Genomic DNA, 22,014 nt, shown 5'->3' on the forward strand with positions numbered 1-22,014 from the left:
ATGGTGGTCGACGACCACCCGATGTGGCGCGAGGGCGTGGCCCGCGACCTCACCGAGGCCGGTCACCAGGTGGTGGCGACCAGCGGGGAGGGCCGGCAGGCGGTGCGGGTGGCCGCGGCGGCCCGCCCCGACCTGGTCGTGCTCGACCTCCAGCTGCCGGACATCTCCGGCGTCGAGGTGATCCGGGGTCTGCGCGCCGCGCTGCCCGAGGTGCGGGTGCTCATGCTCTCGGCCAGCGGCGAGCCGCAGGGGGTGCTCGACGCGGTCAAGGCCGGCGCCACCGGCTACCTGACCAAGTCGGCCGCACCGGCGGAGTTCCTGGACGCGGTGCGCCGCACGGCGGCCGGTGAGCCGGTGTTCACGCCCGGCCTGGCCGGGCTGGTGCTGGGGGAGTACCGGCGGCTGGCCGCCGCGCCGCCCGCCCCGCACGACGAAGCACCCCGGCTCACCGAGCGGGAGACCGAGGTGCTGCGTCTGGTCGCCAAGGGGCTGTCCTACAAGCAGATCGCCGACCGGCTGGGCCTGTCCCACCGGACCGTGCAGAACCACGTGCAGAACACCCTGGGCAAGCTCCAGTTGCACAACCGGGTCGAGCTGACCCGGTACGCGATCGAGCGGGGTCTGGACGACTGAGCGGTCAGTGCGCGTCCGGCGGCCGGGTCTCGTGCACCGCCAGCTCCTCCGCGCTGGCCCCGCCGCCGGCCGCGCCGGCGTCGTAGGCGACGTTGTCGGTCTCCTGGTCGGTGTGCGCGCCCTCGTCCGGCTCGACCAGCCGGCCCACCTGGTGGTCGGCGACGGTGCCGAGCTGGCCGTGGTCGTACACGGACACCGGGGAGTCCGGGTCCGAGACCGGGCCCGGGTCGATCACGTCGGCGTCGAGCTGGGCCTGCGCGGCGGCCTCCTCGCTGTCCGCCTCGGCGGCGATGTCCGGGTCGACCGGGCCGGCGAGCGGATCGTCGGCGGGACGCTCGTACTGCTCGCGATGGAGCTTGTAGTCCAGCGACTCGCCGTCGAGTTGCTCCTCCGCCGTGGTGCCGAACTGGTCCACGGCGACCGGCGTGCGGTCACCGGGGAGCTGGGCCGGCGCCGGGCCGTCCGCCTCGCGCCCGGTCAGCACGTCGTCGTTGGCGGTGGAGTCGTCGTCGGCGGTGTCGGGCAGACCCTCCGCCTCGGGATCGGACACGGGGGTGGGGTACTCGTCGTCGCGCATGCTCGGGAACTACCCACTGCGCTCCCCGCCCTAACCGCAACCGGCCGGGTGGATCGGGAGTAACGGGGCGAAAGGGTACCTCAGTTGCGGAACGCCGCCTCGTCCTCGGCGTACAGCACGCACCACACCACCTTGCCGTCGGGCAGCGCCGTGCTGCCCCAGCGCCGGGCCACCGTGTCGATGAGCAGCAGCCCTCGCCCACCCACCGAGTCCACCGGCGCCGGACCGCCGTACGCGGGCCGCCCGGACGCGTGGTCCCGCACGGCCACGTGCAGCGCGCCGCCGCGCGGGGCCAGCCGGAGCGTCATCGGCGTGACGGCGTGCGCGACCACGTTGTTGACCATCTCGGTGACCGCGATGCAGGCCGGCTCGATCAGCTCCGGCAACCCCCACCTGGCGCACCCGCCCGTCACCAGCATCCGTGCCTCGCGGGCCGCCTCGACCACCGGGGACAGCTCGACGTCGAGCGGCTCGGGCGGCGCGTCCGGTGGTGGCCCGTCCGGGTCGAGCACCAGCTCGGCGGCGGGCCAGTCGGCGACCGCCCGGCAGACCTCGTCCAGCGCGTCGCGTGCCAGCGGGTCGGGGATCCGCACCCCGGACAGGTCCACCAGCAGCACCCCAGGGCGCTGCCACAACCGGGCGAGCAGGGCGTCCCGTACGGCCTGCACCTCGGAGCGGTCGAGGATCCCGGTCAGCCGGACCGTCGGGGAGGAGTCGTCGGCCTCCACCAGGCAACGCGCATCCGTCGGCATGATCGCCCCATTGTGCACGTCGGTCCGCGCCCGCGCACCGGTCCGGTCGACGGGACTCACGGCCGGCCACCTCGGGACCGGCGGCTGATCGCCGCCACCGTGCCGACAGCGGTGCCGGCGGCCAGCCCGACCGCCGCCGTCAGCCGCAGCACCTGGCCGCGCCGGCCGGACCACCCGTCGGTCCGCTCCGCCGCCGAGTCCGGCGTGAAGACGGCTCCGGTGGAGTCGGCGCGTACGCCGGGGCCGAACTGGGTGCGCGCGGTGTACCAGCCCAGCACGCGCTCGGCCAGCGCCGGGGCGAGCCGCCACTGGAGCCCGATCAGCCGGGCCGCGCCGCCCGCGTACGCCTCCCGCCGGGGCCGGCGCAGCAGCTTGACGATCGTCTCGGCGACCATCTCCGGCGGGTACACCGGCGGCGGCGGGGTCAGTTCCCGGCCGGAGTGGTTGGCCGCGTGCCGGAAGAACGGCGTGTCGATGGTGGCGGGCAGCACCGTACAGATGGAGATGTTGCCCCGGCCGGTCACCCGCAGCTCCTGCCGCACCGTGTCGGCCAGCCCGCGGATCGCGTGCTTGGTCGCGTTGTACGCCGACTGGTACGGCATCGCCACCTCGGCCAGCACCGAGGCGTTGTTGACCAGCACCCCGCCGCCGGCCGCGCCCAGCCAGGGCAGCGCGGCGCGCGTGCCGTACACGGCGCCGAGCAGGTTCACGTCCACCACCCGGCGGAACTCGGACACCGGGATCTCGTCGAACAGCCCCACGGTGCCCACTGCCGCGTTGTTGATCCAGGCGTCGATCCGGCCGAACTCGGCCACCGCCCGTCCGGCCAGCCGCTCCACCGCCTCCGGGTCGGTCACGTCGGTGGGTACCACCAGGGCCCGCCCGCCCAGCTCCCGGCAGAACGCCGCGACGCGGCGCAGCGCGGACTCGGTACGGGCGGCCAGCACCACGTCGGCACCCCGGCGGGCCAGCGCGTACGCGGTGGCCGCGCCGATCCCGCTGGAGGCACCGGTGATGACGACGGTGGCGTCGGAGAGGCTGCGGGTCAGCGGCATTCCCCGTCGGTACCCCCGGTCCGGGCCGTCATGCCGACCGTTTTCGACGGTGATCGGGTCCGGTCGGCTGTCCCGTCCGCGGGACGTCCTGGCCGGGTGACCCCGATCTGTCAGGTTTGGGCGCACCGGGCCTGGGTTAATGGGACGCTCTGACCGGAGACCCCGCTCGCGAGAACGCATGGAGGTGCACCATGCGCGTCGGCCTTGTATGCGCGCACGCCGGCTCGTCCACCGACGGTCCCACCGTCGGGACCCAGGAGCACATTGCGCGCGTGGCGGCGGAACTCGCCGCCCGGGGCCATGACGTCCGCGTCTACGAGCGCCGTGCCGCGTCCGCCCAGCCCGCCCTGACCGAACTCGACGGCTACCGGGTGGAACGTGTCCCGGTCGGCCCGCCCGACATGCTCTCCACCGCCGAGCTGGTGCCGTTCGTCGCCGAGTACGGCCGCTGGCTGGCCGGGCAGTGGGCCGGGGACTGGACCCCCGACGTGGTGCACGGGCACTACTGGGTCGGCGGCCTGGCCGCCGCCCACGCGGTACGCGCCACCGACATCCCGGTGGTGCAGACGTTCCACTCGCTCGGCGTGGAGCAGTTGCGTCACCTCGGCCGTGAATACGGCGGGCCGGGCGAGCGCATCCCGCTGGAGCGGGCACTGACCCGGGCCGTGGACGTCGCGGTGGCCCAGTCCAACGACGAGGTCGACGAGCTGACCCGGATGGGTCTGCAACGCACATCGGTGGCGATGGTGCCGACCGGGGTGGACACCGGCCAGTTCCACCCGGACGGCGAGGCGGCGCCGCGGGACCAGCGGCCCCGGATCCTCTCCGTCGCCGGGCTCGCGCCCGGGCACGGCCAGGACGACCTGATCCGGGCGATGCGGCTGGTCGGCGACGCGGAGCTGGTGATCGCCGGCGGCCCGCCGGCCGAGCGACTGGACGGGCACGCCGAGGCGCGCCGGCTGCGCGAGCTGGCCGAACGCGCGGGCGTGGCGGAGCAGGTGAAGCTGGTCGGCGCGGTGCCGCACGACCAGATGGCCACCTGGTACCGCTCCGCCGACGTGGTGGCCTGCACGCCGCACTACGCGTCAGCCGGGCGGGTGTCGCTGGAGGCGATGGCCTGCGGCGTTCCGGTGGTCGGCTACGCCATGGGCGGCATCGCGGACGCGGTGGTGGACGAGGTGACCGGCAAGCTGGTGCCGCCGGGCGACGTGCGCACGCTCGGGGTCACGCTGCGCCGGCTGCTGTCGGACAACGCCGGACGGTTCGCGTACGGCCACGCCGCGGTGGACCGGGTCCGGTGCAGCTACACCTGGGAACGTACCGCCGCCGCGCTGGAGCGCCTCTACGAGCGGGTGATCGGGCGGCGCCGTCCGGCCACGCCGATCGAGCCGACGCCGGTCGAGGTGACGCCGCCGGTCGAGGTGGTCGTCTCGGAACGGGGACCGGTCGAGGCGGCCTGAACCGGCACCATCCCGGCGCCCACGATCGCCTTCTGGCGGGCGCCGGCATGGTGGTGCTGCGGTTCGGCGTATCGGGTCAGGCCCACCACCGCGGCCAGCGTCACCAGGAAGCCGAGCCCGGCCAGCCACTCCCGGCCGGGCCAGATCTTGTCGTTGAGCAGCAGCAGGCCGACGATCGCCGCGGGTACCGCGCCGGCGGCGTCCATCGCTGCCACCGCCGCCGTGGTCGACCCGCGCTGCATGGCCAGCCCGAGCAGCAGCTGACCGATCACCGAGTGGACGATCAGCAGGTAGAGCAGCGGGTCGCGGACGAACGCCTCCACCGACCCGGCCGAGGCGAGCGGCCGGGCCGCCACCGCCGCGGCGGAGAACGCCATCCCGGCCAGTGAGCCGAGCACCACCGACCCGAGCGCGCCGTGCAGCCGGGCGGCGAAGAAGCCGGAAGCGGCGATCGCGACCACCGCCACCGCCAGGCCGACCAGCCCGGCGGTGCCGAGCTGCCGCGACGGCGCGGGCTGGGCGGAGAGCACGAGCGCGGTGATGCCGGCGAACAGCAGCACCAGCAGCACCACCTCGGCGGCCGGCAGCCGCCACTTGAGCACCAGCACGCCGAGCACGGCGGTCACCCCGAGCCCGGCCGCCACGCTCGCCTGCACCAGGAACAGCGGCAGGTCGCGGCGGGCCAGGAACGCCAGCACGAAGCCGACGACCTGGCAGGCCAGGCCGATCAGGTACGTCCGGTGCCCGGCGAGGCGCAGCAGCAGCCCGGGATCGAACGTGTGGTGCACAGTGGTCCGCGCGGCCGCGACCGACTGGAGGAGGTTGGCGAAGCCGTACGCGATGATCATCGCCGCCAGGAAGCACCAACCGGAGGAAACCACCTGGCGAGGATAGAGGCTCTGCCTGGGTCAGCGCTCGGCTGGACGGCCGAGCCGGGCCAGGATGTCGTCGTGCAGCGCCCCGTTGCTGGCCACGGCGCTGATGTCGGCGGAGTCGGCACCGCCCGGGGCGGGCCGTCCGGCCAGGTCGGTGATCGTTCCGCCCGCCTCGGTGACGATCGGGACCAGCGCGGCGACGTCCCACAGCGACAGTTCCGGCTCCACCATCACGTCCAGTGCTCCCTCGGCCAGCAGCATGTAGCCGTAGAAGTCGCCGTACGCGCGGCTGCGCCAGGTGTCGCGCATGAGCTGGAGCACCGCGTCCAGCCGGCCGGCCTGCTCCCATCCTGTCAGCGACGAGTAACAGAAGCTCGCGTCGCCGAGCGCTGTCACGCCGGAGACCCGGATCGGCGTGCCGTCGGCCGGGCCGGTGCCGGCGAACGCGCCCGCGCCGAGCGCACCCCACCAGCGGCGGCCCAGTGCCGGGGCGGAGACCAGGCCGAGCACCGGCCGGTCGTGCTCCAGCAGCGCGATCAGCGTGGCCCAGACCGGTACGCCCCGGACGAAGTTCTTCGTGCCGTCGATCGGGTCGATCACCCAGCGCCGCCCGTCGGGGCCGGCCGGCGGCTGCTCGCCGTACTCCTCGCCGAGCAGGCCGTCGCCGGGACGGTGGGCGGCCAGCAGCGCGCGGATCTCCCGCTCCACCGCGGTGTCCGCGTCGGAGACCGGGGTCAGGTCCGGCTTCGACTCGACGCGCAGGTCGAGCGCGCGGAACCGGGCCGAGGAGACGGCGTCCGCGGCGTCGGCGAGCAGGTGGGCGAGGGCGAGGTCGTCGGCGTACCCGGTCATGACCGACACGCTAGTGGCGGCGGCCCGGCCTGCGACGGCGGGTCGCCGCCGGTCCGCCGGTCAGGAACCGGCGAGCGGGTCGCCGGGGTTGCGCTCCGGCTCACGCGGGTCGCCCTCGCCGCTGCGCGAGGCCAGCAACCGGCGGTACGAGGCGAGCCGGCGCGCGTCCGCCTTCCCGGCGGCCACCCAGGCGTCGAGCGCGCAGTCCGCCTCGTCCGCGGTGTGCGGGCAGTTGGCGGGGCAGTCCACTGTTGCCTCGACCAGGTCGGGGAAGCCGTGCAGCAGGCTCTCGGCGGACACGTGCGCCAGTCCGAAGCTGCGTACCCCGGGGGTGTCGACGATCCAGCCGGTGTCGCCGCCGGGCTCGGCGGGCAGGCGCAGCGCCACCGCGCTGGTCGAGGTGTGCCGGCCCCGGCCGATCGCGCTGACCGTGCCGACCGCCCGTTCGGCGTCCGGGACGAGGCGGTTGACCAGCGTCGACTTGCCCACCCCGGAGTGACCCACCATCACCGAGACCCGGCCCGCGAGCAGTGCCCGCAACGCGGCCAGGTCGGAGTCCGGGCGGATCAGCACGTACGGCAGCTCCAGCTCGGTGTAGTAGCCGAGCACCGCCTCCGGGCCGGCCAGGTCGGCCTTGGTGAGGCAGAGCAGCGGCTCGATGCCGGCGTCGTACGCGGCCACCAGGCAGCGGTCGATGAACCCGGTACGCGGCGGCGGGTCGGCGAGCGCGCTGACGATCACCAACTGGTCGGCGTTCGCCACCACGACCCGTTCCAGCCGCCCCTCGGCGGTGGTCTCGTCGTCGTCGGCGGTACGCCGCAGCACCGACGTCCGCTCGGCGATGCGCACGATGCGGGCGAGCGCGCCCGGCGCCCCGGAGCTGTCCCCGACCAGCCCCACCCGGTCGCCCACCACCACCGACTTGCGTCCCAGCTCGCGGGCGCGCATGGCGGTCACGAGCGGCGCGTCGGGCCCGGCCCCGGACAGCACGCAGGTGTAGCGGCCCCGGTCGACGGCGATGACGAAGCCCTCGACGGCGTCGGCGTGGCGGGGCCGGGTGCGCGTTCGCGGGCGCGACGACCGGCCCGGCCGGACCCGGACGTCGTCCTCGTCGTACTCACGCCGCTTCGTCGCCAGGACGTCCCCCGCTCTCAGTTCTTGCCGGTCACCATCCCCGACCATAGTGCCGGGAACTCGGGCATGGTCTTGGAGGTGCACGCCACGTCGTCGACCTCGATGCCGGGGACGGCCAGCCCGGCCACCGCGGCGGCGTGCGCCATCCGGTGGTCGGCGTACGTGCGGAACGTCCCGCCGCGCAGCGGGCGGGGCCGGATGTCCAGCCCGTCGCGGGTCTCGGTGATGTCCGCGCCGAGCGCGGTGAACTCCTTGGCGAGCGCGGTGACCCGGTCGGTCTCGTGGCCGCGGATGTGGCCGATGCCGGTGAGGCGGGACGGGCCGTCGGCGAGCAGCGTGAGCGCGGTCAGCACCGGGGTCAGCTCGCCGACGTCGGAGAGGTCGGCGTCGAGCCCGCGCACCGTGCCGGTGCCCCGGACGGTCAGGCCGTCGGTGCCGAGGCTCACCTCGCCGCCCATCCGGTGCAGCAGCTCCCGGAGCCGCTCGACCGGCTGGAGGCTGCTGCGCGGCCAGCCCTGCAGCGTCACCTCACCGCCGGTGACCAGGGCGGCGGCGAAGAACGGCGCGGCGCCGGACAGGTCCGGCTCGATCTCCCAGCCGCGCCCGGACAGCGGGCCCGGCTCGACCGTCCACACGTCGGGCGTGGTGTCGTCGACGGCGGCGCCGGCGGCGCGCAGCATCTGCACCGTCATCCGCACGTGTGGCGCGGACGGCACCGGCGGCCCCTCGTGCCGGACCACGACACCCCGGTCGAAGCGCGGCGCGGCGAGCAGCAGCCCGGAGACGAGCTGGCTGGACGCGGAGGCGTCGATCACCACGTCGCCGCCTGTCACCCGGCCCGCGCCGAGCACGACGAGCGGCAGGCTGCCGACCGGGGGAGCGTCGATGCGGACGCCGAGCGCGCGCAGCGCGCCGATCAGCGGCCCGAGCGGGCGGGTCCGGGCGTGCGGGTCGCCGTCGAACGTGACCCGCCCGGCGGCCAGCCCGGCCACCGGGGGCAGGAAGCGCATCACGGTGCCGGCCAGGCCGACGTCGACGTGCGCCGGGCCGGCCAGCGGATAGGGACGGACCAGCCAGCGGTCATCGTCCGAGACGGACATGTGCGCGCCCAGCGCGCGCAGGCCGCCGGCCATCAGTTCGGTGTCCCGGGCGCGCAGCGGCCGGGCGAGTGTCGACGGCCCGCCGGCGAGCGCGCCGAGCACCAGGGCCCGGGCGGTCATCGACTTGGAGCCGGGCAGGCGCAGCGTCGCGGCGACCGGGTCGCTCGCGGTCGGCGCGGTCCACGGCTGCGGCGGACGCGTCGCGGTCGGATTGCTCACGGTCACATTCTGCCAAGCTCGCGGGCCGGTGGGACCATCCGCCGCCGCTGCTCCCGTTGGGCGGGACAGCCGGAACGTCCGGATGCGGCTAGCGTGGGCGCCATGTGCGGGAGGTACGCCACGACCCGGAGCGCCGCCGACCTGAGCGCGATGTTCTCCTCGGCCGACGAGACCGGCGGGGTCGCGCCGGACTACAACGTCGCGCCGACCGACCCGGTGCCGCTGGTCCGGCTCGCCCCGGAGGGGCACCGGCTGCTCTCCCTCGGCCGCTGGGGCCTGCTCCCGCAGTGGTCGCGCAGCGCCGCCGGGGCCGCCCGCATGATCAACGCGCGGGCCGAGACGGTCGCCACCAGCCGGGCGTACGCGCCGTCCTTCGCCCGCCGCCGCTGCCTGGTCCCCGCCGACGGGTGGTACGAGTGGGTCCGCCTCGCCGACGGCCGGCGCCAGCCCTACTTCATGACCCCGCGGGACGGCTCGGTCCTGGCCTTCGCCGGCATCTGGTCGGTGTGGGAGTCGGCCGGTGCGGCCCGGCTCACGTTCAGCGTGCTCACCACCGCTGCGGTCGGCGAGCTGGCCGAGGTGCACGACCGGATGCCGCTGCTGCTGTCGCCGGAGCGCTGGGCGGGATGGCTCGGCCCGGTCGAGGAGCCGGCGGAACTGCTCACGCCGCCGGACGCCGGCCTGCTCGACGGGCTGGAGATCCGGCCCGTCTCCCGGGCCGTGGGGGACGTCCGCAACGACGGCCCGGAGTTGATCGCGCCGGTGGCTCCGGCGGGTGTCGAGACGGCCGCCGGACCGACGCTGTTCTGATCACGCTCCGCCACATTTGCGTGTACCCGTTTGTCGGGGTTGGGCCGCAAAAGTCGCCCGGACGTTCAGTCAGTTTCATCGAAGACTCTTGTCCTTACGCATGCGAATGCGATAGAACACAGCGCCGGTGATGGGCGTCTGTTCGCACGGGGCGGATGACACCCATCGATCTTGTAAAGATCTACGCCGGTTCCCACGGGGGAGGTGGGTGTATTGACACGGGCACGTATGCCGCGTCCGCACGAGGTAGCCGCCGCGCGGCGCGATCCGCGACTGCTGCGGGCGCTGAGCGAACGACGCCAGGAAGACGCGTGGCGCACCAGGGGCACCTGTCAGAACGTCGATCCGGAGACGTTCTTTCCGGCACCGAACGAACCGGCCGACGCGGCGGTGGCGCTCTGCCGCACCTGCGACGTCCAGGGCTCCTGCCTGGCCTGGGCCCTGGAGGTGGGCGACTGCCACGGCGTCTGGGGCGGCACCACGCCGCGTGAGCGGCGCGCCATGCTGGTGGCCTGGCGCAGCGAGGTACAGCCGGATCCGGACGCGCTCGACGACGCCGGCCCGCCGGTGCGCGACCGCCTGCTCACGCTGGTTCCGCTGAGCTGATCACGACGTCGCCCGTGGCCCGCTCCGGCAGGCCGCGGGCGACGTCCGTTTCCGCGCCCGAGCACCGGCGAACCGGCCGGACCGCGCAGAATGAGCCGGTGCGGCACGACGACGACATCGACACACCACGTGGGCCCGCCCGGCTCCGGTTCGCCCCACCCGCCGACGGCACGACGGTGCTGGTGCTCGGCCACGGCGCCGGCGGTGACGTGGACGCGCCCGACCTGACCGCCGTGCGGGACGCGGTACTCGCCGCCGGGGCCGGGGTGGCCCTGGTGACCCAGCCGTACCGGGTCGCCGGGCGACGCGCGCCCGCTCCCGCCGGGCACCTCGACGAGGCGTGGACGGCGGTGCTGGCCGAACTGCGCCGGCGCGCCCCGCGGGTGCGCCACTGGGTGGTCGGGGGCCGTTCCAGCGGCGCCCGGGTGGCCTGCCGTACCGCCGCCGCCGTCGGGGCGGCCGCAGTGGTGGCGCTGGCGTTCCCGCTGCACCCGCCGGGACGACCGGAGCGCTCCCGGGCCGGGGAGCTGCTCACCGGGCTGCCCACCCTCGTCGTCAACGGCGACCGGGATCCGTTCGGCGTACCCGAGCCGGGCCCCGGCATCGAGGTCGTGGTCCGGCCGGGGGAGCGCCACGACCTGCGCGGCGATCCGGCCGGCACGGCCGCCGTGGTGCGGGACTGGCTGCGCGTACACGGGTGGTCGTCCTGACCGGGCGGCGCGCGCCGTGACCGTCCGCCGCGGCGGGTCGTTGCACCGGTTGGTGCCGGCCGCCCGGTTCGGGCGCGCCGGGGCCACCCTCCCAGGCCCTTCCTGGTCCCAGCGTCGGTCGCGGCCGAGGCCGGGACCAGGATCGGGTGGGGCGGAGGAATGCCGCACCCCACACCTCGCGTTACCTCCCTTGGACGACGACAGAGCCAGCGCGAGGGGGGTGACCGGTGCCGATCGAGACACGGAGCCGGGAACGGGACGAACGGGACGAGCGCCAGCTCCGGCGGCTGCTCGACGCGCCGGAGTGGCCCGCGGCGGCGTCGGTCGTGAGCACCGGCACACACTCCGGAAGTGAATCTGCCGGCAAGCGGGTACGCGTATCCTCGGCGGGAAAGCATCCGACGCGAGGGGATGTGCGGTCGACCACCGAGAAGACGGACGAGCGCAGGGCCCGCTTCGAGCGGGACGCGATGCCCTTCGTCGATCAGCTCTACGCTGCCGGACTGCGGATGACCCGCAACCCGGCCGACGCGGAGGACCTGGTTCAGGAGACGTACCTGAAGGCGTACGCCGCCTTCCACCAGTTCGAGCAGGGCACGAACCTGAAGGCCTGGCTCTACCGGATCCTGACCAACACCTACATCAACACCTACCGCAAGCGGCAGCGCCAGCCCATCCAGGCGCCGACCGAGGAGATCACCGACTGGCAGCTCGCCGAGGCGGAGTCGCACACGTCCAGCGGCCTGCGCTCGGCCGAGACGGAGGCGCTCGACCGGCTGCCGGACAGCGACGTCAAGGAGGCCCTCCAGCAGTTGCCGGAGGAGTTCCGCCTGGCCGTCTATCTGACCGACGTCGAGGGCTTCTCCTACAAGGAGGTCGCCGACATCATGGGCACGCCGATCGGCACCGTGATGTCCCGTCTGCACCGTGGCCGACGTAATCTGCGGAAACTGCTGGAGCAGTACGCGGCGGAGCGGGGTTTCAGCGCCGCGTCGTCGAAGAAGGGTTCGACCGCCGCCGCCGGCCGGGAGGTGTGACCGTGAGCTGTGGACAACCGCACGAGACGGACTGCCGCGAGGTGCTCGCCGAGGTCTACCTCTACCTCGACCTGGAGTGCGCCGAGGAGCGCCGGGTCCTGATCCGGCACCACCTGGACGAGTGCGGGCCGTGCCTGCGCGAGTACGGCATCGAGCAGGAGGTCAAGGCGCTCGTGGCCCGCTGCTGCGGCAACGAGGCGGCGCCGGAGAAGCTGCGCGAGCGGCTGCGGCTGCGGCTGACCGAGCTGGTGGTCTTCGAGACCGCCGAGTCCCGCGAGTTGGCCGACTGACTTACGACGGAACGGCCCGGGTCCACAGGACCCGGGCCGTTCCGCGTGTCCGGCGCGTACGCCGGGGCGATCCGATGATCAGGAGTTGGGGCGCTTGCCGTGGTTGGCGGCGCTCTTCTTACGGGCCTTCTTCTTGCGGGCCTTCTTCGCCATGCTCTGCCTCCTTGTGCTGGTCACTGTTCCGTCCGCGGCTGGGCGCGGCGGAGGTCGCGGTGTGGCCCCTCCGGGCTCGCCGGTGGCCGACCCGCACGATGCTAGTGCCGTCACCGCCCGCCGGGGCGCGGCGGGGCGGATCGCGCGGCGGTGGTGCGCGGCCCGGCGTGACCGGCGTCATGATTGGATACCGTTCGCAGGATTGTCGGGGAGCTGTCGGGGAGAGGGAGGGCCGGAGATGGCCGAGGAGATCCGCGCCGAAATGGTGGCGAACGTCTGGAAGGTCGTCGTGTCGGCCGGCGACACGGTGTCCGAGGGCGACACCCTCGTCATCCTGGAGTCGATGAAGATGGAGATCCCGGTGGTCGCCGAGTCCGACGGCGTGGTGCAGAAGCTGGCGGTCAACGAGGGTGACGTGGTGCAGGACGGCGACCTGATCGCGGAGATCGGTTGACCGGCCTGCGGGTACGCCGCGCCGAGCCGGCTGACTTCCCGGCCGTGGCCCGGCTGACCGTCGCCGCGTACGAGGCGGACGGCCAGCTCAAGGACGAGAGCGGGTACGCGCCGGTGCTCGCCGACGTGGCGACCCGCGCCGAGACCGGCGAGGTGCTGGTGGCCGTCGACGACGCCACCGGTCAGGTGCTCGGCGCGGTGACGTTCGTGCTGCCGGGGACCCCGTACGCCGAACTCGCCGGCCCGGGGGAGGCCGAGTTCCGGATGCTCGCTGTGGATCCGGCCGCCCAGGGCCGGGGTGCCGGCGCCGCGCTCGCGGCCGCGTGTGTGGCGCGCGCGACGGAGCTGGGCTGCACGGCCGTGGTGATCTGCGTACGCGCCGGGATGGCGGCGAGCGCCCATCGCCTCTACGAGCGGCTCGGTTTCGTCAGGTACCCGGAGAAGGACTGGACCCCGCTGCCCGGTATCGACCTGCGCGGCCTGCGGCTGGACCTGACCCGGGCAGGCTGAATCCGGCCGCGGCCGGCTGAATCTCACCGCGGCTGACGCGGCGCGGCTCAGCCCTGGCCGTTCTCGCCGATCTTGGCGAGCAGTTCGTCGGCCACCTGGAGCGCGATCCGCTTGCGCTCGTCGTCGGTGATGCCCGGCGCGCGTACCGCGAACCAGCTGCTGTGCACCGCGAACAGCGTGAGCGCGGCGCGGAGCTGGGCGGCGGGTGACTCGTCGCCCCGGCACAGCTCGTGGGCCAGCCGCATCATCCGGTTGCGCATCTGCTGGCCGGCGACCAGGCTCTTGAGCACTGTCTGGTTCTGCTCGAAGAAGCGCATCACCTGGGGCAGGTCGCCGGCGAACATGCTGTCGGCGTACCGGCTGATCAGGGCGCGCCGGGTCGCCAGCGTGGGCGGCTGGTCGGCGGCCCAGGCGATCAGCTCGTCCATGCGGCGCAGCCGGTCGTCGACCAGGCTGGTGACGATCTCGTCCTTGCTCTTGAAGTGGTAGTAGAGCGCCGCCTTGGTCACACCCAGCCGCTCGGCGATCTCCCGCAGTGACGTCTTCTCGTAGCCGTGCTCGGTGAAGAGTTCCAAGGCGACGGCCTGGATCCGCTGCCGCGTGCCACCTGTGGTCTCCCTCACCGGCCGACATCCTTTCAATCCGCTTGACGTGCGCCCGTCATGAGCTTACCGTCCGGCTAGTAAGCAAACTAGCCGGGCGGCAAGTAAGTCGATCATCCGATCTGCGGGGGAGCCTACCGATGAGTCAACCAGCCCAGGTGATCACGAGACCCAATGTCCGGGTCGTCCTGTTCGGTCTGATGATCGCGATGATGCTCGCGATGCTCGACAACATGATCGTCAGCACCGCGCTGCCGCGGATCGTCTTCGAGTTCGGCGGCGCCGACCACTTCACCTGGGTGGTCACCGCGTACGTGCTGGGCACGACCGTCTCCACGCCGATCTGGGGCAAGCTCGGCGACCTCTACGGCCGCAAGACCGTCTTCCTCACCGCTGTGGTCGTGTTCCTGGTCGGCTCCGCGCTCTGCGGCATGTCCGGCTCCGGCGTCTTCGGCGGCACCGACACCGGCATGATCGAGCTGATCGCGTTCCGCGCCGTCCAGGGCCTCGGCGCGGGTGGCCTGATGGTCGGCGTCATGGCGATCATCGGTGACCTGGTCCCGCCGCGTGAGCGGGGCCGCTACCAGGGCATGATCGCCGGCATCATGGCCATCGCCATGGTCGCCGGGCCGCTCGTCGGTGGCTTCATCACCGACCACCTCTCCTGGCGCTGGGCGTTCTACGTCAACCTGCCGCTGGGCGGCGCGGCGCTGCTGGTCCTCGCCACCACCATGCACCTGCCGAAGTACCGCACCGAACACAAGATCGACTGGTTGGGCGCGGCGCTGCTGTCCGTCGGCATCACCGCGATCGTGCTGGTGACCACGTGGGGCGGCAACGAGTACGACTGGGTCTCGCCGCAGATCCTCGGCCTGGCCGTGCTGGCGGTGCTGGCGCTCGGCGTGTTCGCGCTGGTCGAGCGCCGCGCGCCGGAGCCGATCCTGCCGCTGAGCCTGTTCACCAACCGCAACTTCGCGCTGATCTCGGTGATCGGTTTCCTGCTCGGCTTCGCCATGTTCGGCGCGATGAACTTCCTGCCGCTCTACCAGCAGACCGTCCAGGGCGCCTCGGCCACCAACAGCGGACTGCTGCTGCTCCCGCTGATGTTCGGCATGCTCGTGGTGTCGCTCGTGGTGGGCCGGACCATCACCAGGACCGGCCGCTACCGCGTCTTCCCGATCGTCGGCGGCGTGGTGATGGCCGCCGGGATGGGCCTGCTCAGCCTGCTGGACGTGGACACCAGCAAGACGCAGTCCTCGCTCTACATGATCGTGCTCGGCGTCGGCATGGGCTTCCTCATGCAGACCTCGATGCTGATCGCGCAGAACAGCGTGGAACAGAAGGACCTCGGCGCGGCCAGCGGCGCCGCCACCTTCTTCCGGTCCATCGGCGGCTCGTTCGGCGTCTCCCTCTTCGGCGCGATCTTCGCCAACCGCCTGGCCGACTCGGCGGCCGGTCCCGCGTTCGCGGGCTCGGGCGGTGGTGAGGGCGGCGCGATGGACCTGGAGGCCCTCAAGAAGCTCACCGGCCCGATGCGCGAGGCGGTGCTCGGCGGCCTCTCCGACGCGATCTCGCACGTCTTCTTCTGGGCCGTCCTCTTCACGGTGGCCGTACCGGTGCTCGCCTGGTTCATCAAGGAGGTGCCGCTGCGCGCGACTAACGACGTGCCGCCTGCCGGCGCCACCCCGGAGGACCAGGCCGAGGCCGCGCTCGGCAAGGCCCCCGTCGCCTGACACGCCGTCCGTCGCGGCCCCGCCACCCCTGAGGGGTACGCGGGGCCGCGCCGTGTCTGCCGCTGCGCGGTCAGCCGCGGCGGAACAGGGCGGTGAGCCGTCGCCAGAGACGCCGCAGCGGGCCGCCCTCGGCACCGGCGATCAGCCGGTCGGCGGTGGCGCGTGTCGCCGCGTCGAGCGCCGGGGTGGCACGCGCCAGGTACGCCAGCGACACCGCCACCGGGGTACGGCGGACCGGCCCGGTTGCCACCCCGGCGATCCGCCCGGCCACCAGCGCGGCCACGTCGGTGCGGGTGTCCGGGTGCACCCAGGCGGCGGTGACCAGGGCGAACAGTGCCGCCTCGGCGGCCGGGCCGAGATCGCCGGCGGCCAGTTCCCCCAGCACCCGCCGCCGGGTCGACCGCTCCCACGGCTCGTCGGTGCGGTGGTGCAGCAGGCCGAGGCAGGCCCAGACCTGCGCGCAGCGCGTCCACAAGGCCGGATCCTGCCCGCCGAGCACCCGGCCCAGCGCGGTCGCCGGCGCCTCCGGCGGGTGTGCCAGCAGGGCGAGCAGGTCGGCGAGGTCCAGTGTGGCCAGCCCGACCGCGGCGTCGTACGCGGCCGGCGGGTGCGCCCAGGCGGGGTGCGCGAGCTGCTGGAGCCGCCGTGCCGCGGCCGCCGAGGGGGCGGGACCGTCCGGGGCCGGGTCCTCGTCGCCCGCCGGGGTCACCTGCCCGAGCCAGGGGCGCCCTCGGCAGCATTCGGCGAGGTCACCGTGCTCGTGCGTGTCGTCCGGGTGGTCGCGGACGAAGTCGGCGAGCGCCACCAGGTGGTCCACGTCCCCGTCGCGCAGGTAGCGCAGCCGGTGCGCGGTGTGCACGGCGCAGTCGAACGCCGGATCCCTCGCCAGCGCCCGGTCGACCCAGCCCAGCGCCGCGTCGAGCCGGCCGTGGTCGGCCAGCGTGCCGGCGATGTCCGCGTAGACCGCGAGGTCGTCGGGGTCGAGCGCGACAGCGCGTTCCAGTGCGGCGAGCGCTTCGGCGGTCCGGCCGGCGCTGCGGTACGCGTACCCGAGCCACACCTCGCCGAGTTTGGTGGGCTGCGCGCGTACCCCCCGGGTGGCCCAGGTGACGGCGAGGGTGACGTCGCCGAGGCGCCGGGCCAGCGCGGACGCCGCGCCCAGCAGCAGCGGGTGGGCCGGATGGACGGTGATCGCGTTGCGGGCCAGCGTGAGGTACGGCGCGAGCGGCTCGCGCAGCCGGCGCGGCGCGGGGTCCGGCGCCGCCGCGCAGACCTGCATGAGGATCCGGGCGGTGCGCTCGGGATCGAGACGTTCCGGCAGGTCGGCGGCGGTCACCCAGGGCACGGCGGCCCAGGGCGCGGCGGGCGCGTAGCCGGTGGCGGCGGCCAGAAGGTCGAGTCCCTCGGCGGGACGGCCGGCGGCGGCGAGCAGGTGTGCGCGGGCTACCACGGCGCCGACGAACGCCTGCTGGCCGAGCGGGAAGAGGTCGAGGTCGCCGCCGCTCGCCGCGTTCAGCCGGGCGAGCGTCTCGTGCGCCTCGGGCAGCGTGGGGGAGCGGACCAGCGCGGCGGCCACGTGGTCGGCGGCGTGCCGCAGGTCGCCCTCGCCCAGTGCCAGCCGGGCCAGCGCGAGTTCCTCCTCCGCGGAGAGCGCGGCGTCGTCCTCGGGCACGTCGTCCTCTCGCCGGGGTCGGTCGGTCAGCCGGGCAAGCCTAGGGGATCTTCCGTCGATTAGTGATCCACTGCGCACTCCTGCTCGTTGCGTTGATTGATACCGCTTAAACGTGCAAGACTGAGCATCGAACGCGCGGGAAACGCGCAGAAGGAGGTTCTGGAGTGACGCGTCCAGGGGCCGGTATGGCCGCCGACATCGACGAGCAGCCGGCCGGTTACGAGCGTCTGCTCTCCACCGAGCACGCGGCGGCCATCGCCGAGGTGGCGGCCGTCGTCGCCGAACGCCGCCCCCGGCACGTGGTCTTCACCGCCCGCGGCACCTCCGACCACGCCGCGCTCTACGCGGCCTACCTGACCGAGATCCGCCTCGGGCTGCCCGCCGGGCTGGCCTCACCGAGCGCGATCACCGTCTTCGGCGCCCGGCCCGACCTCTCCGACGCGCTCGTCGTCGGCGTCAGCCAGAGCGGCGGCTCGCCCGACCTGGCCGAGGTGCTACGGGTCGCCCGCGCCTCCGGCGCGCTCACCCTCGCGGTCACCAACAACCCCGGCTCGCCGCTGGTGGAGACCGCCGAACTGAGCGTCGACATCGCCGCCGGCCACGAGCGCGCCGTCGCCGCCACCAAGACCTACACCGCCGAGCTGCTCGCGCTGCTCATGCTCATCGAGGGCGTACGCGCCGGCGACGGCGTGCTGCCCGCCGAGGAGCGCGCCGCCCTGAGCCGCCTGCCCGAGCTGGCCGCGCAGACACTCGCCGACGACACCCCGGCCCGGCTCGCCCCGCGCTACCGGTTCGCCGCCCAGCTCGTCACCACCGGCCGGGGCTACGCGTACCCGACCGCCCGGGAGGCGGCGCTGAAGCTGATGGAGACCTCGTACCTCCCGGCGCTCGCCTTCTCCGGCGCCGACCTGCTGCACGGACCGCTCGCCATGACCGACCCGGACGTCCCGGTGCTCGCCGTGGTCGGCTCCGGCCCCGGCGGCACGTCCATGCGCGAGGTGCTGCCCCGCCTCGGCGAGCGCCGCGCCGACGTGGTCGTGGTCGGCTCCGCCGAGGTCGGCGAGACCCGGATGGCGGTGCCCGAGGTCGACGAGCGGTACGCGCCGCTGCTCGACATCCTGCCGCTGCAGCGGCTCGCGCTGTCCCTGGCGCTGGCCCGGGGCGAGGACCCGGACGCGCCGCGCGGCTTGAAGAAGGTCACGGCGACGATGTGAGGTCCGGCGTGGCACGCTGTGTGGCGTGTCCACCCTCCGTGACCTCGCCGAGGAGCACACCGCGCTCCGACCGGCCGACATCGACCACCTGCACCGGATCGCCGGCGACTGGCAGCTGCTGTCCGACCTGTCCTTCGCCGACCTGCTGCTCTGGGTGCCGGTGGACGGTGACGGCACGTTCCTCTGCGTGGCCCAGGTCCGTCCCACCACCGCGCCGACCGCCTACCTGGACGACCAGGTCGGGCGCATCGTCGGCGGGGCCGAGGTGGCCCACCTCGAGGTGGCCCACCGGCAGGGACGGATCTGGCGCGAGGGCGACCCGGTGTGGTACGGCGACGTCCCGGCCCGCCACGAGGCGATCCCGGTCCGGCTGCGCACCGGCGACGGTGAAGCCGGCGAGGTGATCGCCGTGGTGGGCCGGGACACCAACCTGTCCACCGCGCGCACCCCGAGCCAGCTCGAACTGAACTACCTGACCACGGCCGACGACCTCGCCCAGATGATCGCCGACGGCACGTTCCCGCCGCCCCGGCACCCGGGCGAGACCACCTCGGCGCCCCGCGTCGGCGACGGCCTGGTGCGGCTCGACGCCAACGGCAAGGTCACCTACGCCAGCCCGAACGCGCAGTCCGCGTACCGCCGCCTCGGCTACGCCTCCCACCTCGTCGGTGAGGACCTGGCCAAGCTGCACCGCCGGCTCGCCGGCGACCCCCTCGAAGGCACCGACGCGGGCAACGCCGTGCTCGCCGCGCTGCGCGGCGAGGCGCCACCCCGCCGGGAGATCGACGCCCGCGGCGCCACCATGCTCACCCGGGCGCTGCCGCTGATGCCCGCCGGAGTGCCGATCGGCGCGCTGGTGCTGGTCCGCGACATCACCGAGGTACGCCGACGCGACCGCGCCCTGATCACCAAGGACGCCACCATCCGGGAGATCCACCACCGGGTGAAGAACAACCTCCAGACCGTCGCCGCGCTGCTGCGCCTCCAGGCCCGGCGCGTCGCCATGCCCGAGGCGCGGGTGGCCCTCGAAGAGTCGGTACGCCGGGTCGCCTCGATCGCGCTCGTGCACGAGACGCTCTCCATGTCCAGCGACGAGGCGGTCGAGTTCGACGGCATCGTGGACCGCGTCGCCAGCGCCGCCACCGAGGTCGCCGCCACCGAGGTGAGCGTCGGGATGCGCCGCCGCGGCACCTTCGGCGTGCTGCCCGCCGAGATCGCCACCTCGCTGGTGATGGTGCTCAACGAGCTGCTGCTCAACGCCGTCGAGCACGGCTTCCCGCCGGCTGACGAGGAGGCCGCTGCCCCCGCGCCCGCGGACGCGCTCCGGCCCGAGGCCGAGGTCACCGCGCCCCGGCCCGAGGTGGTGGTCACCGCGCACCGGGCGCGCAAGCAACTGCACGTCTCGGTCACCGACAACGGCCGGGGACTGCCCGAACAGTTCGACGCCGAACGCGGCGGCAACCTGGGCCTGCAGATCGTCCGGGCGCTGGTCACCGGCGAGTTGCGCGGCACCATCGACCTGCGCAACAGCGCCGACGGCGGCACCGAGGCGGCCATCGTCGTACCGCTGGCCCGCGGCACCACCGACCGCCTCACCGGACGAGCAGGGCCACCGTGATCCCCGGGCGCGGCCACACCTGCCGCACCGTGTAGCCCGCGCGCAGCGCGTCGCCCTTCGCCCCCGGCACCGCCGCCAGCGGGTCCGCACGCCGGCCGGTGACCACCAGCCAGACCCGGTCCACCCCGGCCAGGCACCGCGCCGGGTCGTCGCACTCCACGGCCCAGAGGCTCGCGCCCTGACGCTGGTCGCGGACCACGAGCACGTCGCGCGGCAGCCTCGACCCCAGGTGGTACGCCATGCCGAGATCCGGGAACAGCCAACCGTCCCGGGGTGCGTAGACGATCGTGTCGCCCGGCCGCTGCCCGGCGCCGATGACGCCGGCCGCGCCCGCGTAGTCGACGGGGGAGCTGCGCGGCCACTCGTGGGTACGGCGCAGGGCCGCCTGATCGGGCAGCCCGAGCAGGCCCGCCAGCACCACGACCGCGAGTCCGGCCGCGAGCGGTCGCAGTGTCTTCTGTGGTGCCGTGATGTGCGAACCGGCCCGCGTTGTCCTCGCCGGTGCGGTCCGCGGCGCCCCCGCCGGTGCGGCGCCGGCCAGCAGGCAGGCGAACGGCACGGTGAAGACCAGGTAGCGGGTCACCCAGAGCGGCACCACCGTCCCGGCGGCGAACACCAGCAGCACCGGCAGCAGCACGGCGGCGGCGGGCAGCAGCGCCCGACGTCCCAGCCGGGCCGCGCCGAGCGCCGCGAGCGCGAGCACGAACCCGCCGACGGCGCCGCTCTGCGCCAGCGCGCCCGGTAGCGCCGCCAGGTCGGGCAGGCGCGCCGGATCCACCCAGTCGAGTTGCCGCCCACGCTGTCCCCGGGCCACGAGCGCCAGCGGCGTGACCAGCAGAACCGCCGGCAGCAGCGCCACCAGCCACCACGCGAACACGGCCGGCTTCCGCTGTGTGGCGGCCGAGTCCCGGTGGGCCGGGTCGTCGGAGTCGTCAGCGCGTGGCGGGTCGACGCCCGCGGCGGACGGGCCGTACGCGGCGACCAGTAACACCACCACCGCGTGCGCGGCGAGCAGCGTGAGCGCGAGCAGATGGAACAGGCCGAGCGCGGCGACCGCAGCGGCGTACCCGGCCCAGCGCCACCGTCCCGGCCGGCGCAGCGCCTCGACCAGCAGCAGTGTGGCCAGCACGGCGAGCAGCGTCGCGAGGGCGTACGGGCGGGCCTCCTGGCCGTACCGCGAGGTGACCGGCAGCACCGCGAACAGCAGTCCGGCCAGCAGCCCGGCGCGGCGGCCGACCAGCACCGCGCCGAGGCGGGCGGTGAGCGCGGCCGCCACCGCCATGGCCAGCGCCGAGGGCAGCCGCAGTGCCGTCGGCGACGTGCCGGCCAGCGCGGTCCAGCCGTGCATGAGCAGGTAGTAGGGCCCGGTCGCGGCGTCGATGGTGCGGGTCATCCGGACCAGGTCCGGTACCGGCCGGGTGGCGGCGCTCCAGGTGGCCAGCTCGTCCCGCCACGGCTGGGCGTGCCCGATGCCGGCCAGTGTCACCACGAGCGTGAGCAGTCCCGGAACCACCCACACCACCGGACCCGAACGGGCACGGCCAGGAACGGGCGCGAACCTCCTCACCCCCGCAGCGTCACACGCCGGTTGCCGTCACCCCGCCCGCTCCACCAATTCCCACCCACCCGGCCCCGCCCTCTCCCGCCCCCGGCCCGTCGCCGCCCCGTGCCCGTCGATCATGAAGTTGACGGCACTCACCGTCCCTTTTGTCCCCGCCAACTTCATGATCAACGGGGCGGGGTGGGTGGGGTTGAGTTTGTTGACCAAGGAGATTGCGGGCCCGGGGTGGTGGGCTGGGGGACGTTAAGTCCTTGATCGCCGCGGGAGGGGTAGGGGGCGGGGAAGGGCGGGGGTGGAAGGGGGGCGATCTTCGGGTGGGGCCCGTGATGTGGGATCACAGGGCGGAGCTGTGGTCGGGCGGGGCGGGGTGTGGCAGCATGAGGCACAT

The 22,014-nt window shown here is 74.3% G+C and carries 23 protein-coding genes; 12 read left to right on the plus strand and 11 right to left on the minus strand.

Annotated features, from left to right (window positions below):
- Positions 1–633: a response regulator gene (locus GA0070562_RS16315; protein ID WP_175438784.1), complete on the plus strand. Its 633-nt coding sequence runs from the start codon at positions 1–3 to the stop codon at positions 631–633.
- A 4-nt stretch (positions 634–637) separates the two neighbouring features.
- Here the strand turns inward: GA0070562_RS16315 and GA0070562_RS16320 are convergent, their stop codons facing one another.
- The 3 genes from GA0070562_RS16320 to GA0070562_RS16330 all read right to left on the minus strand — a co-directional run bounded on the left by GA0070562_RS16320 (position 638) and on the right by GA0070562_RS16330 (position 3,017).
- Positions 638–1,210, minus strand: a complete 573-nt coding sequence (locus tag GA0070562_RS16320) for a DUF5709 domain-containing protein (RefSeq protein WP_091422280.1) — start codon at positions 1,208–1,210, stop codon at positions 638–640.
- 80 nt (positions 1,211–1,290) lie between these two features.
- Positions 1,291–1,962 (minus strand): ATP-binding protein, encoded by a 672-nt coding sequence (locus GA0070562_RS16325; protein ID WP_091423236.1) that lies wholly within the window; start codon positions 1,960–1,962, stop codon positions 1,291–1,293.
- Between the two features lie 56 nt (positions 1,963–2,018).
- The gene (locus GA0070562_RS16330) at positions 2,019–3,017 is read right to left on the minus strand and encodes an SDR family oxidoreductase (RefSeq protein ID WP_091422283.1); all 999 of its coding nucleotides are present in this window, start codon (positions 3,015–3,017) and stop codon (positions 2,019–2,021) included.
- Positions 3,018–3,208: 191 nt separating this feature from the next.
- Here GA0070562_RS16330 and GA0070562_RS16335 point away from each other — a divergent pair, with 191 nt between their 5' ends.
- On the plus strand, positions 3,209–4,477 hold the full coding sequence (locus tag GA0070562_RS16335) for a glycosyltransferase (RefSeq protein WP_091422285.1): 1,269 nt from the start codon (positions 3,209–3,211) through the stop codon (positions 4,475–4,477).
- Here GA0070562_RS16335 and GA0070562_RS16340 read toward each other — a convergent pair.
- Genes GA0070562_RS16340 through aroA form a run of 4 tightly spaced genes read right to left on the minus strand, consistent with a single transcriptional unit; the run spans position 4,360 to position 8,657 of the window.
- On the minus strand, positions 4,360–5,325 hold the full coding sequence (locus GA0070562_RS16340) for a hypothetical protein (protein WP_175438785.1): 966 nt from the start codon (positions 5,323–5,325) through the stop codon (positions 4,360–4,362). The two genes, GA0070562_RS16335 and GA0070562_RS16340, sit on opposite strands and share 118 nt — an antisense overlap.
- A 60-nt stretch (positions 5,326–5,385) precedes the next feature.
- The gene (gene hisN / locus GA0070562_RS16345; RefSeq protein ID WP_091423240.1) at positions 5,386–6,204 is read right to left on the minus strand and encodes a histidinol-phosphatase; all 819 of its coding nucleotides are present in this window, start codon (positions 6,202–6,204) and stop codon (positions 5,386–5,388) included.
- Between the two features lie 60 nt (positions 6,205–6,264).
- Positions 6,265–7,386: a ribosome small subunit-dependent GTPase A gene (rsgA, locus tag GA0070562_RS16350; RefSeq protein ID WP_175438764.1), complete on the minus strand. Its 1,122-nt coding sequence runs from the start codon at positions 7,384–7,386 to the stop codon at positions 6,265–6,267.
- Complete coding sequence (aroA, locus tag GA0070562_RS16355) at positions 7,356–8,657, minus strand: 3-phosphoshikimate 1-carboxyvinyltransferase (RefSeq protein WP_091423248.1); 1,302 nt, start codon at positions 8,655–8,657, stop codon at positions 7,356–7,358. Before aroA ends, rsgA begins: the two co-directional genes overlap by 31 nt.
- A 102-nt stretch (positions 8,658–8,759) precedes the next feature.
- Here aroA and GA0070562_RS16360 point away from each other — a divergent pair, with 102 nt between their 5' ends.
- From GA0070562_RS16360 to rsrA, 5 genes are all read left to right on the plus strand, one after another.
- Positions 8,760–9,467, plus strand: coding sequence for an SOS response-associated peptidase (locus GA0070562_RS16360; protein WP_091422288.1), 708 nt, complete (start codon positions 8,760–8,762; stop codon positions 9,465–9,467).
- A gap of 213 nt (positions 9,468–9,680) precedes the next feature.
- Positions 9,681–10,073, plus strand: a complete 393-nt coding sequence (locus tag GA0070562_RS16365; RefSeq protein ID WP_091422293.1) for a WhiB family transcriptional regulator — start codon at positions 9,681–9,683, stop codon at positions 10,071–10,073.
- Positions 10,074–10,171: 98 nt separating this feature from the next.
- Positions 10,172–10,783: an alpha/beta hydrolase family protein gene (locus tag GA0070562_RS16370; RefSeq protein ID WP_091422297.1), complete on the plus strand. Its 612-nt coding sequence runs from the start codon at positions 10,172–10,174 to the stop codon at positions 10,781–10,783.
- 227 nt (positions 10,784–11,010) lie between these two features.
- On the plus strand, positions 11,011–11,820 hold the full coding sequence (locus GA0070562_RS16375; protein WP_091422299.1) for a sigma-70 family RNA polymerase sigma factor: 810 nt from the start codon (positions 11,011–11,013) through the stop codon (positions 11,818–11,820).
- A 2-nt stretch (positions 11,821–11,822) separates the two neighbouring features.
- Positions 11,823–12,110, plus strand: a complete 288-nt coding sequence (gene rsrA / locus GA0070562_RS16380; protein WP_091423251.1) for a mycothiol system anti-sigma-R factor — start codon at positions 11,823–11,825, stop codon at positions 12,108–12,110.
- Positions 12,111–12,188: 78 nt separating this feature from the next.
- Here rsrA and GA0070562_RS31040 read toward each other — a convergent pair whose 3' ends face one another.
- A complete protein-coding gene (locus GA0070562_RS31040) occupies positions 12,189–12,263 on the minus strand; it encodes a 50S ribosomal protein bL37 (RefSeq protein WP_370461611.1) in 75 nt (24 codons plus the stop codon).
- 238 nt (positions 12,264–12,501) lie between these two features.
- Between GA0070562_RS31040 and GA0070562_RS16385 the strand changes: the two genes are divergently transcribed.
- The gene (locus GA0070562_RS16385; RefSeq protein WP_013288370.1) at positions 12,502–12,717 is read left to right on the plus strand and encodes a biotin/lipoyl-binding carrier protein; all 216 of its coding nucleotides are present in this window, start codon (positions 12,502–12,504) and stop codon (positions 12,715–12,717) included.
- Positions 12,714–13,226 carry a GNAT family N-acetyltransferase gene (locus tag GA0070562_RS16390; RefSeq protein ID WP_091422302.1) on the plus strand — a complete coding sequence of 171 codons (513 nt, stop codon included), beginning with the start codon at positions 12,714–12,716 and terminating at the stop codon, positions 13,224–13,226. The genes GA0070562_RS16385 and GA0070562_RS16390 overlap by 4 nt, the downstream gene beginning before the upstream one ends.
- 47 nt (positions 13,227–13,273) lie before the next feature.
- Here GA0070562_RS16390 and GA0070562_RS16395 read toward each other — a convergent pair whose 3' ends face one another.
- Positions 13,274–13,849 (minus strand): TetR/AcrR family transcriptional regulator, encoded by a 576-nt coding sequence (locus GA0070562_RS16395; RefSeq protein ID WP_091422306.1) that lies wholly within the window; start codon positions 13,847–13,849, stop codon positions 13,274–13,276.
- A gap of 119 nt (positions 13,850–13,968) precedes the next feature.
- Here GA0070562_RS16395 and GA0070562_RS16400 point away from each other — a divergent pair, with 119 nt between their 5' ends.
- Positions 13,969–15,561: an MDR family MFS transporter gene (locus GA0070562_RS16400; protein ID WP_091422309.1), complete on the plus strand. Its 1,593-nt coding sequence runs from the start codon at positions 13,969–13,971 to the stop codon at positions 15,559–15,561.
- Positions 15,562–15,631: 70 nt separating this feature from the next.
- Here the strand turns inward: GA0070562_RS16400 and GA0070562_RS16405 are convergent, their stop codons facing one another.
- Positions 15,632–17,233, minus strand: coding sequence for a tetratricopeptide repeat protein (locus GA0070562_RS16405; protein ID WP_091422311.1), 1,602 nt, complete (start codon positions 17,231–17,233; stop codon positions 15,632–15,634).
- 185 nt (positions 17,234–17,418) lie between these two features.
- Here GA0070562_RS16405 and GA0070562_RS16410 point away from each other — a divergent pair, with 185 nt between their 5' ends.
- Both GA0070562_RS16410 and GA0070562_RS16415 read left to right on the plus strand, forming a co-directional pair.
- Positions 17,419–18,447: an SIS domain-containing protein gene (locus GA0070562_RS16410; RefSeq protein ID WP_091422314.1), complete on the plus strand. Its 1,029-nt coding sequence runs from the start codon at positions 17,419–17,421 to the stop codon at positions 18,445–18,447.
- Between the two features lie 25 nt (positions 18,448–18,472).
- Positions 18,473–20,065, plus strand: coding sequence for a PAS domain-containing sensor histidine kinase (locus tag GA0070562_RS16415; protein ID WP_091422317.1), 1,593 nt, complete (start codon positions 18,473–18,475; stop codon positions 20,063–20,065).
- Here GA0070562_RS16415 and GA0070562_RS16420 read toward each other — a convergent pair.
- A complete protein-coding gene (locus tag GA0070562_RS16420) occupies positions 20,040–21,587 on the minus strand; it encodes a glycosyltransferase family 39 protein (protein ID WP_091422319.1) in 1,548 nt (515 codons plus the stop codon). The two genes, GA0070562_RS16415 and GA0070562_RS16420, sit on opposite strands and share 26 nt — an antisense overlap.
- Positions 21,588–22,014 lie beyond the last annotated feature (427 nt).

The sequence above is a fragment of the Micromonospora tulbaghiae genome (assembly GCF_900091605.1).
GTDB lineage: Bacteria > Actinomycetota > Actinomycetes > Mycobacteriales > Micromonosporaceae > Micromonospora > Micromonospora tulbaghiae.

What these genes read in the sequence shown, in the direction of transcription:
- GA0070562_RS16320 (WP_091422280.1), bottom strand. Translation starts at nt 1,210, where the DNA reads ATGCGCGACGACGAGTACCCCACCCCCGTGTCCGATCCCGAGGCGGAG.
- GA0070562_RS16330 (WP_091422283.1), bottom strand. Translation starts at nt 3,017, where the DNA reads ATGCCGCTGACCCGCAGCCTCTCCGACGCCACCGTCGTCATCACCGGT.
- GA0070562_RS16385 (WP_013288370.1), top strand. Translation starts at nt 12,502, where the DNA reads ATGGCCGAGGAGATCCGCGCCGAAATGGTGGCGAACGTCTGGAAGGTC.
- GA0070562_RS16400 (WP_091422309.1), top strand. Translation starts at nt 13,969, where the DNA reads ATGAGTCAACCAGCCCAGGTGATCACGAGACCCAATGTCCGGGTCGTC.
- GA0070562_RS16315 (WP_175438784.1), top strand. Translation starts at nt 1, where the DNA reads ATGGTGGTCGACGACCACCCGATGTGGCGCGAGGGCGTGGCCCGCGAC.
- GA0070562_RS16335 (WP_091422285.1), top strand. Translation starts at nt 3,209, where the DNA reads ATGCGCGTCGGCCTTGTATGCGCGCACGCCGGCTCGTCCACCGACGGT.
- rsgA (WP_175438764.1), bottom strand. Translation starts at nt 7,386, where the DNA reads ATGGTCGGGGATGGTGACCGGCAAGAACTGAGAGCGGGGGACGTCCTG.
- GA0070562_RS16325 (WP_091423236.1), bottom strand. Translation starts at nt 1,962, where the DNA reads ATGCCGACGGATGCGCGTTGCCTGGTGGAGGCCGACGACTCCTCCCCG.
- GA0070562_RS16410 (WP_091422314.1), top strand. Translation starts at nt 17,419, where the DNA reads ATGGCCGCCGACATCGACGAGCAGCCGGCCGGTTACGAGCGTCTGCTC.
- hisN (WP_091423240.1), bottom strand. Translation starts at nt 6,204, where the DNA reads ATGACCGGGTACGCCGACGACCTCGCCCTCGCCCACCTGCTCGCCGAC.
- GA0070562_RS16360 (WP_091422288.1), top strand. Translation starts at nt 8,760, where the DNA reads ATGTGCGGGAGGTACGCCACGACCCGGAGCGCCGCCGACCTGAGCGCG.
- GA0070562_RS16340 (WP_175438785.1), bottom strand. Translation starts at nt 5,325, where the DNA reads ATGATCATCGCGTACGGCTTCGCCAACCTCCTCCAGTCGGTCGCGGCC.